Source organism: Stenotrophomonas maltophilia (genome assembly GCF_013464485.1).
Classification (GTDB): domain Bacteria; phylum Pseudomonadota; class Gammaproteobacteria; order Xanthomonadales; family Xanthomonadaceae; genus Stenotrophomonas; species Stenotrophomonas maltophilia_AW.
In genome coordinates this window covers 1-12,270 of record NZ_RAUX01000019.1, presented here as the reverse complement: position 1 = coordinate 12,270, position 12,270 = coordinate 1, and the positions used below count along the sequence as shown (strand labels likewise).

Genomic DNA, 12,270 nt, shown 5'->3' with positions numbered 1-12,270 from the left:
GCTCTACAGAAAGCAAAAAACCCGCGCTGCTGCCAGCGCGGGTTTTTCATTGGGTGGGTGCCGACCGTTGGTCGGCACGCCTTACTTCAATGCCGCCTGCACGAAGGGCGGGGTCACCAGCACGCCGGTGTGCAGCGCGGCGGTGTAGTACAGGGTGTTGAAGGACTTGGCGGCCGAGTCGGCCTGGCGGAAGTCGAAGCTGCTGTCGCCCTTGCGCGCCATGGTCACGCTCCACCAGCCGGTGGGGTAGCACGGCTGCGGGAACGGCAGGGTCTTGAACGAGCCGAAGCCGGCCTTGCCCATCTCGGTGCGCATTTCGTTGATCAGCTCCAGCTGCATCAGCGGCGACTCGGACTGCTGCACCAGGATGCCGTCGTCCTTCAGGGCCTTGAAGCAGCTCTCGTAGAAGGCCTTGTTGAACAGGCCTTCACCCGGGCCGACCGGGTCGGTCGAGTCGACGATCACCACGTCCACGCTGCCGGCCGGGCAGTTGGCCATGTAGGCCACGCCGTCGTCGAACAGCAGCTCGGCGCGGGCGTCATCGTTGGAGTCGCACAGTTCCGGGAAGTGCTTGCGCGCCATCACGGTGACCTGCTCGTCGATGTCGCACTGGGTCACGCTCTCCACGCCGGTGTGCTTGAGCACTTCGCGCAGGGTGCCGCAGTCGCCGCCGCCGATGATCACTACGCGCTTGGGCGCGGCGTGGGTGAACAGCACCGGGTGGCTGATCATCTCGTGGTAGAAGAAGTTGTCCTTGCTGGTCAGCATGATGGCCCCGTCGATGGTCATCAGGTTGCCCCAGTCGGTGGTCTGGAAGATCTCGATCTTCTGGAACGGCGACTGCACCTCGTCCAGCTTGCCGGTGATGCGGTAGCCGATGGCCGAGCCGGTGCGCTCGAAATGCTCGATGTACCAGTTGCTGCTGTCAGTCATGGAATTACGGTCCTGTTCGGAGGGAAATGAAGCCGGGCTGGCGGCGCAGGGCCGCGTGGCGCAAGCCACATCCGGACGGATCGGCCTGTTCAGGTCCGGCAGGAGCCGGGGTCACGGGCGCGGGCGCGCATGATAACGAACCTGTGGGCATATAGGCGTTATCATGCCCCCCCTTTTATTGCCAACAAGGCCGACTGAAATGACCGATTGGTCCCTCGACCAAGCCCGCAAGACCTACTCGATCCCGCATTGGGCGGACAGTTACTTCGACGTGGATCAGGCCGGGCACATGGTGGTGAGACCGACCGGGGCGGACGGCCCGGTGGTGTCGCTGCCCAAGGTGGTGGACGCTGCGCGCGCGGCCGGTGCCAAGCTGCCGCTGCTGGTGCGCTTCCCGGACATCCTCGGCCAGCGCCTGGGCAAGCTGCAGGCGGCCTTCGCCCAGGCCCAGCAGGACTGGGAGTACAGCGGCGGCTACACCGCCGTGTACCCGATCAAGGTGAACCAGACCCGTGGCGTGGCCGGCACCCTGGCCAGCCACCACGGCGAGGGCTTCGGCCTGGAAGCGGGCAGCAAGCCCGAGCTGATGGCCGTGCTGGCGCTGTCGCGCCCGGGTGGCCTGATCGTCTGCAACGGCTACAAGGACCGCGAGTACATCCGCCTGGCCCTGATCGGCCGCAAGCTGGGCCTGCAGACCTTCATCGTCATCGAAAAGCCGTCCGAGCTGAAGCTGGTGCTGGAAGAGTCCAAGGCGCTGGACGTGAAGCCGGGCCTGGGCGTGCGCATGCGCCTGGCCTCGCTGGGCGCCGGCAAGTGGCAGAACAGCGGTGGCGACAAGGCCAAGTTCGGCCTGTCGCCGCGCCAGCTGCTGGACCTGTGGAAGTCGCTGCGTGACACCGAGTACGCCGACTGCCTGAACCTGCTGCACTTCCACATGGGCTCGCAGATCTCCAACGTGCGCGACATCGCCAACGGCATGCGCGAAGCCACCCGCTACTTCGTGGAGCTGTCGCGCCTGGGCGCGAAGATCACCCACGTGGACGTGGGCGGTGGCTTGGGCGTGGATTACGAAGGCACCCGTTCGCGCAGCTTCTGCTCGATCAACTACGGCCTGCATTCCTACGCCAGCAACATCGTGCAGCCGCTGGCCAACGCCTGCGAAGAGTTCGGCCTGACCCCGCCGCGTATCGTGACCGAGTGCGGCCGCGCGATGACCGCGCACCACGCGGTGCTGATCGCCAACGTGTCGGAAGTGGAAGAGGCGCAGGAAGGCCGCGTGCCGGACCAGCACGACGACGAGCCGGCGGCGATCCGCCACCTGCGCGAGATCCACGACGAACTGGATGTGCGCCCGGCCGTGGAACTGTTCCAGGAAGCGCAGCATTTCCATGCCGAAGGCCTGGCCAGCTACGCGCTGGGCCAGATCGACCTGCCGCAGCGTGCGCGCATCGACGATCTGTTCTACGCCATCGCCCACGGCGTGCGTGCGCGCCTGAGCTACGACGAGAAGAGCCACCGCCCGGTGCTGGACGAACTGAACGAGCGTCTGGTCGACAAGTACTTCGTCAACTTCAGCGTGTTCGAATCGATCCCGGACGTGTGGGCGATCGACCAGGTGTTCCCGATCGTGCCGATCGAGCGCCTGGACGAAACCCCGGACCGTCGCGGCATCATCGCCGACATGACCTGCGACTCGGACGGCATGGTGGAAACCTATGTCGAGAACGAGAGCCTGGACAGCTCGCTGCCGCTGCACCAGATGAAGCCGGGCGAGAGCTACCGCATCGGGTTCTTCATGGTGGGCGCCTACCAGGAAATTCTGGGCGACATCCACAACCTGTTCGGCGATACCGATGCGGTGGAAGTGCTGGCGGACGCCGATGGCTACGCCATCACCCAGCAGCGCCGTGGCGACACCACCGACGTGATGCTGGACTACGTGGGCTACCGCCTGGATGAGCTGCGCGCGACCTACGCGCAGCGCGTGGCCGAGGCCCAGCTGTCGCCGGAGCGCGCGCAGGAACTGTCCGAAGCGCTGGAAGCCGGCCTGACCGGCTACACCTACCTGTCCGACGAACCGCTGGTCTGATGGACGGCGCCGGGCCWGCCCGGCGCCCCCGTTTCCGATGAGCGCACGCGCGATCTTCCACCTGTTCCTGCATGCCGCCGTGCCAGCCCTGCTGGCATGGCTGTTCTGGCGCAAGCGTTTCGCCTCGGCGTGGTTGCTGATGCTGCTGGGCTGGATCATCGACCTGGATCATCTGCTGGCCGACCCGATCTACGCGCCGAACCGCTGCAGCATCGGTTTCCACCCACTGCATACCGCACCGGCCATCGCGGTGTATGCCGGTCTGTGCGTGCCGAAGAAGACGCGGCTGGTGGGCATCGGGTTGATCATCCACATCGTGCTGGACGCGATTGATTGCTGGTGGATGCATCACTGATCGACGGGTAATGCCGGTCGAGGGTTAATGCCGGTCGAGGGGTAGAGTCGACTGTTAGTCGACTGCCTTTGCTCTCCGTTCCCCGCGCCTTGCGCGGGAGTCGACTAACAGTCGACTCTACCGTTCGCCGTTCGCCGTTCGCCGTTCGCCGTTCGCCGTTCGCCGTTCGCCGTTCGCCGTTCGCCGTTCGCCGTTCGCCGTTCGCCGTTCGCCGTTCGCCGTTCGCCGTTCCGCCTGCGTTCCGGCTCACGCCAGCGGCAGCTCCAGCCGCGCGCGCAATCCGGGGTTTTCGTTGGACAGGCGCAACGAGCCACCATGGCTGGCCGCGATATCCGCGGCGATCGCCAGTCCCAGTCCACTGCCTTCCACCCGTTCGTCCAGGCGCACGCCGCGCTGCAGGACGCTTTCCAGCTTGCCCTTGTCCAGCCCGGGGCCATCGTCGCGTACTTCGATGTGCAGCCGCTCGTTCTGGGCCAGGGCGCGCAGGCGTACTTCGCTGTGCGCCCACTTGCCGGCGTTGTCCAGCAGGTTGCCGAGCATTTCTTCCAGGTCGGTGCTGGCGCCGGCAAAGGCCAGACCGGGGGCAACGTCCATCTGGAAGCGGACGTTGCGGCGGGCGTGCACGCGGGTCATCAGCCGGCACAGTGCTTCGGCGGCAGGGGCTACTTCGCTGCGCTGGCGATGGTCCACGGCCAGCCCGGCGGCCAGGTAACGGTCGATGCTGGCGCGCATGCGTGCGCCCTGTTCGTGCAGGGTGCGCCGCCAGTCGCGGCCTTCCCCCTGTGCTTCGGCGGCCAGCACGCTCAGCGGCGTCTTCAGGGCATGGGCCAGGTCTTCGGCGCTGCTGCGTGCACGCGCCACCATGCGCTGGTGATGGTCGAGCAGGGCATCGAGCTCATCGGCCAGGGGGGCGATTTCCCGGTCCAGTCGTTGCCGGTCGATGCGCTCGGCTTCGCCACGGCGGATGCGTTCCAGCTGCTGCCCGAGCCCACGCAACGGGCGCAGGCCAAAGTGCACCTGGCTGGCCAGTACCGCCAGCCAGGCCGCGACCAGAATGCCCAGCGCCAGCGCACTGCGGCGACGGAACGCAGCGACATCGGCATCCAGTGCACTGCGGTCGTGGGCAACCACGGCAATGAATGGCTCGCTGGCCCGGGGCAGGCGCATCTGCTGCACGCGGGCGCGCAGCGACTGCTGCATCGGCCCGGGCAGGTTGCGTTCTGCCGCGCCATCCGGGCCGGTGGCCAGGGTCTGGTCCCACAGCGAGCGCGACTGCAGCAGCACCTTGCCGTGGCGGTCGGCGATCTGCCAGTACGCGCCGGAAAACACCCGCTGGAAGCGTGCATCGTTCGGCTCCTGGCGCAGGCGCAGCTGCCCGTCCGGATCGATCTCGGCCTGTGCCAGCAGGGTCAGCATGTCCTGCTGCAGCTCGCCATCCAGGCGGTCGCGCGCGCTGCGCTTGAACAGCTCGCCCAGCAGCACGCTGGCCAGAACCGACACCAGCACCAGGCCAATGCCGGCCACCAGCAGCAGCCGGCGGCGCAGTGAGGGCTGGCGCGCGCTCATGCCTCGGCCAGCCGCCAACCCTGGCCACGCACGGTGTGGATGAGGTCAACGCCCAGCTTGCGGCGCACCCGCCCGAGCAGCACGTCCAGCGCGTTTGAATCCGGATCGTAGCCGCTTTCAAAGATCTGCTCGCCAAGGCGGTCGCGGCTGATCACGCTGCCAGCGTGGTGGATGAAGTAGCTCAGCACACGGAACTCCTGCGGGCTCAACGGCAGCACCTGACCGTCCAGCTCGAAGCGGCCGGCGTTGACGTCCAGCTGCAGTGGACCGCAGTGCAGGCGCGGGCTGGCGTGGCCATGGCTGCGGCGGATCAGGGCGCGCAGGCGCAGCACCAGTTCGTCGGCCTGGAAGGGCTTGGTGAGGTAGTCGTCGGCGCCGGCATCGAATCCGGCCAGCTTGTCGTGCCAGCGCCCGCGTGCGGTCAGCACCAGCACCGGGAAGCTGCGACCGTTGCTGCGCCAGCGCTCGATCACGCTCAGCCCGTCCAGCCCGGGCAGGCCGAGGTCGACGATGGCCGCCTGCAGCTCTTCGATCTGGCCGATCTCCTCGGCCTGGCGCCCGTCGGCGACCACGTGCACCACATAGCCCGCCTGCTCCAGCAGCGGCACCAGGCGCTCCGCCAGCGCGGCGTCGTCTTCGGCCAACAGGATGCGCATATCAGTCGTCCAGCTCCGTCTTCAACAGCTTTCCGTTGCGCGCATCATAGTCCAGCTCGACCACCACGCCGTCGCCGCGCAGGATCTCCACTTCGTAGACGCCATCGTCCAGCTCTACTTCCAGCAGCTGGCCCGGGAAGCGCTTCAGCGCGTCGCGCACCACGCTTTCCAGCGGCACGTAGCGGCCCTGCTGCACGGCACGGCGTGCAACCTCCTGCGCCGGGTCCTGAACGGGCGTGGCGGTGGCCGGGGGGCTGGCCAGGGCAAGCAGCAGGGGCAGGGTGGAGAACATCGCGGGCGCGTAAAGGGAGGGGAACGGGCGGAGTGTGCCGGGAGCGACTAACAGCCGGCTAACAGCGGCGGCTAGGGCGCTGTTAACCACGACAGGCATCGTGGCGGTGCCGGGATGGTCCGGCCACGAACAGGAGAACCCCCATGCTGAAGTCGCTTACCCTCGCCACCGTTGCCGCGCTGGTGCTTGCCCCGGCCGCACAGGCTGCACCGCTGGGCATGGCCCAGGTTGAACAGGCCCTGCGCAAGGCCGGCTACACCCAGATCCACGAGATTGAACGTGATGACAGCCTGTGGGAAGCGGACGTGAGCCGCGCCGATGGCCGCTTCAGCGAGGTCTACGTGGACCCGAAGACCGGCGAGATCTTCGACGAGCACAACGGCCGCGCGCTGCTGAGCACGGAACAAGTGCTGGCACGGGCACAGGCGCATGGCCTGCGCGAGATCCACTCGCTGGAACGTGATGGTGCGACCTGGTCGCTGGAAGCGCGCAATGCCCGCAACCAGAAGGTGGAGGTGCGCCTGAGCGGTTACGACGGCCGCATCCTGCACAGCGAGCGCGATGGCTGGCTGGATTGACGTTGGCCCATGTAGAGCCGAGCCCATGCTCGGCTTTGCGGCCAACCGTAGCCGAGCATGGGCTCGGCTCTACAGGAGCTGGCTTACCAGCCGTACGGCGGCGGGTAATCCCAGTAGCCCGGGCCACGGCCGTAGTAGCCGCCGTACGGGCCGAAGAAGCCCGGGCCCTTGCCCTCGCTCACGTGGATGTTGACGTTGACCCCGTGGGTCTTGCCCTCATCGGTGGTGTAGTTCTTGCTGAGGTTCAGCGTGGCGGCGTTGTAGTGGCTGTTGCCGCCGTTCTTGGAATAACCGATGCCGGTGGTGAAGCTGCCGGACACCTTGACCTTGTCGTCGGTGACGTCGGCGATCCTGGCGTCGTCGTGCACGCGCGGGCCGCTCTTGTCGCCGTAATACGTACCCGGTGGGTCCTGCTGCAGGGCCGGGTCGTTGAGGTAGCGCATCGGCGCCTGCGGCAGCGTCAGGTCCAGGCCGGCTGCCTGCGGCGCGGTGGCGCCGGCGGCAGACTGGGCCAGCACGGTTCCCGGCAGGGCCAGGCACAGCAGCAGGGTCAGGGGGCGGATCATGACGGCGCTCCAGCGGACAGGTGGCCACGCAACACGCGGCGGTACAGGCCGACGCTAGCAGGGGTTGCTTGAATGATGCCTGTCGGCGCCCCGTGGAGTCGAGCCTGTTCGACTGCATCTGCCAACAGCAGTCGAGCATGGCTCGACTCTGCAAGAGCCGGGCCCTACGGCAACCGCCCGAACCCGAACAGCCCCGCCAGCGGATGCCTGCGTCGCTCGATCCGGGCCCGCAGCAGCTGTGCGCCGATCATCGAGTAGGTGATGCCGTTGCCGCCATAGGCCATGGCGAAGTGGACCCGTGGTCCCCACTGCGCATGCGGGCCGAAGAACGGCAGGCCATCGGCGGTTTCGGCGAAGGTGCCGCCCCAGGAGAACGCCGGCACCGGCTCCAGCCGTGGGAACCAATGCAGCAGCTGCTTCATCAGCTGGTCGGCCTTGCGCTGCACGCGCCGGTCGCGGCGGGCCGGGATGTCGATGGCGTCGTCCAGCCCACCCACCAGCAGCCGGTGGTCGCCGGTGGCGCGCAGGTACAGGTAGGGGCGGGCGCTTTCCCACACCATCGTGCGCTGCAGGCGGCCCAGTACCTCCGCGTCGATGGGGTCGGTGATGAGGGCGTAGCTGCTGCGGTTGCGGGCGACGCGCTGCTGCAGCCATGTCTGGTTGGCATAGCCCATTGCCAGCACGACATGCCGGGCGCGGATCGTGACACCGGCCTCGGTAACGGCGGCTACGCCACGTGCGCCGGGCGTGAGCGCATGCAGCACTGTGCGGTCATGCACATGGCCGCCGCGCCGGCGCACGCGCTGCAGCAGCGCATAGGTCAGCCGGTAGGGATCGACCCGCGCGGCCTGACGCGTCAGCAAGGCGCCACCGGCGTCCACATCGAAACGCTCCCGCAGCGCTTCCGGGCCCAGCCAGCGAGCGTCCAGGCCGATGCTGCGCCGCGCGTCCCCCTCGGCCATCAGGCGTGGCACGTCGCGATGGCGGCTGGCCAGGTACAGGCTGTCCATGCGCTGGAAGTCCACGTCCTTCAGGCCGCGGGCCACTTCACCCAACGCCGGTAGTGCTTCGGCGCAGGCGAGGTAGGCCTGTGCGGCGCGGTCATGGCCATAGCGCTGGGCCAGCTCCAGCAGATGGGTATCGATCTCGTACTGCAGCAGTGCGGTGCTGGCGGCGGTGCTGCCCCAGCCGATGTCGCGCTGCTCGATGACCGCCACCTCGTGGCCGTGGGCGGACAGTTCGTCGGCGATCAGTGCGCCGGTGATGCCACCGCCCACCACCAGCACATCGCAGCGGAGGTCCTGCTGCAGCGGGGGAAAGGCGCGCAGCAGACCGTTGCGTACCGCCCACCATGGGTAGCCACTCTTCAGGTCCATGGCTGTGCGCCGCTCAGGCGGTGGGGTGGCCGGTGTGCGGGGTGTGGATCAGTTCGGACAGATCGAAGCCCTGCAGGCGTGCGGCCGCCAGATAATGGTCCTGCACGGTGGCGTCCAGCTGCGGTTCGCGGGCCAGCAGCCACAGGTACCTGCGGTCCGGGCTGCCGACCAGCGACACGCTGTAGTCCGGGGCGATCTGGATCACCCAGTAGTCGCCCTTGGCGAACGGCAGCCAGCGCAGGCCCTTGGGCAGGAAACTGACCTCCAGGCGCGCGCTGTCGTTGTCGGCGGCGCAGGCCTCGCCGATGGCTTCCTCGACCTCGCCGTCCATACGGCAGCGATTGGTGACGCCGACGTTGCCGTTGTCGAGCAGGGTGTAGTGCGCCGACACATCGGTGCAGCCTTCCGGTTCATGGCGCATCGGCAGGCGTGCGATCTCGTACCAGGAGCCCAGATAGCGGGGCAGCTTGAGGTCGGTGACGGTCTTCAGCGGCGGGTGGTCGGTCATCGGCGGTCGTGGCAGGGGTGGGACTCCACGATGCCGATGGCCTTGCCATGGACGGGTGAAGCCGGGGCGATGGCCGTGTCCAGAACGTTCCGTCGCTGCTGCGATGTGCCTGTTGTCACCGGCGTGGCGGTATCCTGCTGCCAGCGCCGTGTTTTCCTGATCCAACCGAGGTGGAGGTGCCGATGTACCAGGTGATCCTGTTGAAGAGTGAATCCGCGTTCGCACGCGAACAGTGGCCGCAGGTCGATGACCTGGTCGACTACGAAGGCGTGGCCTACAGCCTGCGTGCCGGCCCGCGCCAGCCGCTGCCCACCGACCACGACTGGCACCCGGTGGCGGTATATGCGCCCGATGAGATTACCGAGGAAGAGTTCCAGGACTGGTACGCGCTGCAGCAGCCCACGGTGGAAGAGCTGCGGCTGAAGTACTGATTTCGCCGGTGTAGCGTGCGGGCGCGCGGAAACGTTGGTTGGGTAGATCGGCGGGGCGAATCGACGGGGTAAACCGACGGGGTAGAGTCGACTGTTGGTCGACTGCTCTTCGCTGGAAGCTGTGCAAAGCCCGCGCTGCGCGCGATAGTCGACTAACAGTCGACTCTACCGAGTCGATTCGCCCGGCCACGATCACCCCGCCGCAATCGCCAGGCCGTCATCGCCCAGTCGTGACCACCCCGCCGGCATCACCCCCTCGAAGCTCCCATCCACGCGGGTGTAGTCCTCCGCGCCACCATCCGGGCTTTACCGCCTGTGCCGTATAGTCGCGCGCAGGCGCGGTGGTCCGCGCGAAACGGTGTGTCTGGCGTGTCTTCTTTCCTGCGATCGATCCGTGCCCGGGGGCCTTGGCTGGCTCTGCTGCTGTGCACTGCCTTCCTGCTGTCCGCACCGGTGCTGGCACAGAATGGGGACCTCACGCCCAAGCAGCAGCTGGCGGATATCGATGCGAAGCTGAAGGAAATCGACCGCAAGCGCGGTGATGCTGCGGCCATCGAAACACTGCCCATGTTGTCCGAGAACGCCTCGCAGGCGCGACGTGACGCCGAAGCGCTGGAGAAGTCGCTGCAGCCGCAGCTGGAGCGCCTCGACGAACAGCTGGCGCAGCTGGGTACGCCTGCCGAGGGCGCCACCGAGCCGCCCGAACTGGCGGCGCAACGGCGCAGCCTCAACAAGCAGCGCGACGGACTGGCTGCTTCGGTGGCGCAGGCCAAGACCAGTGGCGTGCGTGCCCAGCAATTGGCAGCCGACATCGACCAGCAGCGCACTGCGCAGCGCGCCGAGGACATGGGCAAGAAGGTCGCCTCGCCGCTGTCACCGGCGCTGTGGAGCAAGGTGGCCGAGCGCCTGCCGATCGACATCGCACGCGTCGCGCCGTTGGCCGAGCAGGGGCGCGATACGTTCGTGGCTGGCATCCGGGCCAATGGCTGGGGCACGCCGCTGTTGGGCCTGATCGCCGCGCTGGTGATGATGTTCCCACTGCGGCTGTGGCTGCGCCGCCTGGGGCGGCAGTTCGCAGCCTCCGAGCGCGCGCCGGACGGTCGCCTGCGCCGTTCCGGGCTGGCCATGTGGCTGTTGCTGGTGGGCACGCTGCTGCCCGGCTATGCGGTGGTGGTGTTCATTGCCTCGCTCAACGCCATCGATGCGATCGCCCCGCGCCTGCAGAATGTGGCCGACGGCGTGGAGCAGGCGACCTTCGCCGCTGCGTTCATTGCCGCGCTCAGCGCCTGCCTGCTGGTGCCCAATCGCCCGTCGTGGCGGTTGCTGAATCTGGATGACACCGCCGCACTCAAGCTGCGCAAGTATGCGTGGGGCGCCGCGGCGCTGGCTTGGTTGAGTACGGTGCTGGTGGCCATCGATCAGGCCACGCGCACCAGCGATGTGACCACCGTGGCGCTGGACGGAGTGATCGCGCTGACCTACCTGGGTCTGATCATGGCGATGCTGGTGACCCTGGCACGCCTGCATCGCCGGCAGACCGCCGAGGCCGAAGCCAAGCTGGAGGCGCAGGCCGACGGCGTGGGCGCGGCAACGCCGGTGCGTCGCAGCAGCTGGCTGGTACTGGCTCGCGTGGCGGGCAACGTCGCGGTGGTGGCCGCGATCATCGGGACGCTGCTGGGCTACGTGAACTTCGCCAAGTTCGTGAACCAGCAGCTGATCGGCGGCAGTATCGTGGTGATGGCCGCGATGCTGCTGTTCAAGTTCGTCGATGACTTCAGCACCTGGCTGCTCAATGCTGACAGCAAGGTCGGCCAGACCATCCTGCTCAGCACCGGAATGAGCGTGTCCCGCCTGGAACAGGCAGGCGTGCTGCTGTCGGCGATGCTGCGAACTCTGGTGGTGCTGGTTGCCCTGCTGGCTCTCGCCGCGCCGTTCGGCAATGTGGGCACGATCGTTGAAAGTATTGCCTCGCTGTCCAACGGCATCGAGATCAACAAGGATCTGACGCTGCAGCCAGGCCGCATTGTCACTGGCGTGCTGGTGCTGTTGGTGGGCATGGGGCTGACCCAGCTGCTGCAACGCTGGTTGACCGACACTTATCTGCCCAAGACCGAGCTGGATCTGGGCGCGCGTAATTCGATCAGCACCATCGCTGGCTACGTCGGCATCATTCTGGTGGGCCTGTGGGCACTGACCGCGATGGGCCTGAACCTGAAGAACCTGGCGCTGCTGGTCAGCGCATTGTCGGTGGGTATTGGTTTCGGCCTGCAGGCGATCATCCAGAACTTCGTCTCCGGGCTGATCCTGCTGGCCGAGCGCCCGGTGAAGATCGGCGACTGGGTGAAGCTGGGCGACCAGGAAGGCGACATCCGCCGCATCAACGTGCGTTCGACCGAGATCCAGGTGGGTGACCGGTCGACGCTGATCGTCCCGAACTCGGAGCTGATCACCAAGACCATCCGCAACATGACGATGGGCAACAACCAGGGCCGCATCCAGATCCAGTTCGCAGTGCCGCCCAGCACCGACGTCGGCAACCTGCGGCAGGCATTGCTGGATGCGTACACCGCGCACACCAACGTGCTGAAGCAGCCGGAGCCGTCGGTCTACATCGACAGCATCGCCGGTGGGCAGATCACCATCAACAGCTTCGCGTACGTGGCCAGCCCGCGGCAGGTATACGCCACCCGCAGCGATCTCTACTTCAGCCTGCTGCAGATCCTGGCGGAGCGGAACATCCCGCTGTCGACCCCGACCGACATCCACATCACCCGCGATTCGCAGGAGTAGGGGTGTTCTGCAGGGCTGCGCCCTGCACCCGCTACGAGCCGGAGCAAAGGCAACAGCAACAGCGTGCATTCCGTGGTTTGGCGGGGTGGGTCCGGTTGCGGGGGACGCTGCAAGTACGTCCATGTAAGCT

Annotated in this window: 12 protein-coding genes; 5 read left to right on the top strand and 7 right to left on the bottom strand. The window is 67.2% G+C overall.

The window, feature by feature from the left end; all coding sequences use genetic code 11:
- Nucleotides 1-81 precede the first annotated feature (81 nt).
- Nucleotides 82-933 (bottom strand): polyamine aminopropyltransferase, encoded by an 852-nt coding sequence (gene speE, locus D7Y61_RS09355; RefSeq protein WP_180866023.1) that lies wholly within the window; start codon nt 931-933, stop codon nt 82-84.
- Nucleotides 934-1,132: 199 nt separating this feature from the next.
- On the opposite strand from speE, the gene speA reads away from it, so the two are divergent.
- Nucleotides 1,133-3,022, top strand: coding sequence for an arginine decarboxylase (speA, locus tag D7Y61_RS09350; RefSeq protein ID WP_180866022.1), 1,890 nt, complete (start codon nt 1,133-1,135; stop codon nt 3,020-3,022).
- 37 nt (nt 3,023-3,059) lie between these two features.
- A complete protein-coding gene (locus D7Y61_RS09345; RefSeq protein WP_180866021.1) occupies nt 3,060-3,377 on the top strand; it encodes a DUF6122 family protein in 318 nt (105 codons plus the stop codon).
- A 246-nt stretch (nt 3,378-3,623) separates the two neighbouring features.
- Here D7Y61_RS09345 and D7Y61_RS09340 read toward each other — a convergent pair whose 3' ends face one another.
- The 3 genes from D7Y61_RS09340 to D7Y61_RS09330 are packed head-to-tail and all read right to left on the bottom strand — an operon-like array spanning nt 3,624 to nt 5,891.
- Nucleotides 3,624-4,943 (bottom strand): ATP-binding protein, encoded by a 1,320-nt coding sequence (locus D7Y61_RS09340; RefSeq protein WP_180866020.1) that lies wholly within the window; start codon nt 4,941-4,943, stop codon nt 3,624-3,626.
- The gene (locus D7Y61_RS09335; RefSeq protein ID WP_180866019.1) at nt 4,940-5,599 is read right to left on the bottom strand and encodes a response regulator transcription factor; all 660 of its coding nucleotides are present in this window, start codon (nt 5,597-5,599) and stop codon (nt 4,940-4,942) included. Before D7Y61_RS09335 ends, D7Y61_RS09340 begins: the two co-directional genes overlap by 4 nt.
- 1 nt (nt 5,600) lies before the next feature.
- Nucleotides 5,601-5,891 (bottom strand): PepSY domain-containing protein, encoded by a 291-nt coding sequence (locus D7Y61_RS09330; RefSeq protein WP_180866018.1) that lies wholly within the window; start codon nt 5,889-5,891, stop codon nt 5,601-5,603.
- A gap of 143 nt (nt 5,892-6,034) precedes the next feature.
- Here D7Y61_RS09330 and D7Y61_RS09325 point away from each other — a divergent pair, with 143 nt between their 5' ends.
- On the top strand, nt 6,035-6,469 hold the full coding sequence (locus D7Y61_RS09325) for a PepSY domain-containing protein (protein ID WP_180866017.1): 435 nt from the start codon (nt 6,035-6,037) through the stop codon (nt 6,467-6,469).
- Between the two features lie 83 nt (nt 6,470-6,552).
- Here the strand turns inward: D7Y61_RS09325 and D7Y61_RS09320 are convergent, their stop codons facing one another.
- The 3 genes from D7Y61_RS09320 to D7Y61_RS09310 form a co-directional block, all read right to left on the bottom strand.
- Complete coding sequence (locus D7Y61_RS09320) at nt 6,553-7,035, bottom strand: hypothetical protein (RefSeq protein WP_180866016.1); 483 nt, start codon at nt 7,033-7,035, stop codon at nt 6,553-6,555.
- 164 nt (nt 7,036-7,199) lie between these two features.
- Nucleotides 7,200-8,411, bottom strand: coding sequence for an NAD(P)/FAD-dependent oxidoreductase (locus tag D7Y61_RS09315; protein WP_180866015.1), 1,212 nt, complete (start codon nt 8,409-8,411; stop codon nt 7,200-7,202).
- Between the two features lie 13 nt (nt 8,412-8,424).
- Nucleotides 8,425-8,919, bottom strand: a complete 495-nt coding sequence (locus D7Y61_RS09310; RefSeq protein ID WP_180866014.1) for a lipocalin family protein — start codon at nt 8,917-8,919, stop codon at nt 8,425-8,427.
- Between the two features lie 182 nt (nt 8,920-9,101).
- Between D7Y61_RS09310 and D7Y61_RS09305 the strand changes: the two genes are divergently transcribed.
- Together D7Y61_RS09305 and D7Y61_RS09300 are read left to right on the top strand one after the other, a co-directional pair.
- On the top strand, nt 9,102-9,350 hold the full coding sequence (locus D7Y61_RS09305) for a hypothetical protein (RefSeq protein WP_006399378.1): 249 nt from the start codon (nt 9,102-9,104) through the stop codon (nt 9,348-9,350).
- 360 nt (nt 9,351-9,710) lie between these two features.
- Nucleotides 9,711-12,140: a DUF3772 domain-containing protein gene (locus D7Y61_RS09300; RefSeq protein WP_180866013.1), complete on the top strand. Its 2,430-nt coding sequence runs from the start codon at nt 9,711-9,713 to the stop codon at nt 12,138-12,140.
- The last annotated feature ends 130 nt before the right edge of the window (nt 12,141-12,270 follow it).

Bases quoted from the DNA above. Each gene is read 5' to 3' on its own strand.
- speE (WP_180866023.1), bottom strand. From the start codon at position 933: ATGACTGACAGCAGCAACTGGTACATCGAGCATTTCGAGCGCACCGGC.
- speA (WP_180866022.1), top strand. From the start codon at position 1,133: ATGACCGATTGGTCCCTCGACCAAGCCCGCAAGACCTACTCGATCCCG.
- D7Y61_RS09345 (WP_180866021.1), top strand. From the start codon at position 3,060: ATGAGCGCACGCGCGATCTTCCACCTGTTCCTGCATGCCGCCGTGCCA.
- D7Y61_RS09340 (WP_180866020.1), bottom strand. From the start codon at position 4,943: ATGAGCGCGCGCCAGCCCTCACTGCGCCGCCGGCTGCTGCTGGTGGCC.
- D7Y61_RS09335 (WP_180866019.1), bottom strand. From the start codon at position 5,599: ATGCGCATCCTGTTGGCCGAAGACGACGCCGCGCTGGCGGAGCGCCTG.
- D7Y61_RS09330 (WP_180866018.1), bottom strand. From the start codon at position 5,891: ATGTTCTCCACCCTGCCCCTGCTGCTTGCCCTGGCCAGCCCCCCGGCC.
- D7Y61_RS09325 (WP_180866017.1), top strand. From the start codon at position 6,035: ATGCTGAAGTCGCTTACCCTCGCCACCGTTGCCGCGCTGGTGCTTGCC.
- D7Y61_RS09320 (WP_180866016.1), bottom strand. From the start codon at position 7,035: ATGATCCGCCCCCTGACCCTGCTGCTGTGCCTGGCCCTGCCGGGAACC.
- D7Y61_RS09315 (WP_180866015.1), bottom strand. From the start codon at position 8,411: ATGGACCTGAAGAGTGGCTACCCATGGTGGGCGGTACGCAACGGTCTG.
- D7Y61_RS09310 (WP_180866014.1), bottom strand. From the start codon at position 8,919: ATGACCGACCACCCGCCGCTGAAGACCGTCACCGACCTCAAGCTGCCC.
- D7Y61_RS09305 (WP_006399378.1), top strand. From the start codon at position 9,102: ATGTACCAGGTGATCCTGTTGAAGAGTGAATCCGCGTTCGCACGCGAA.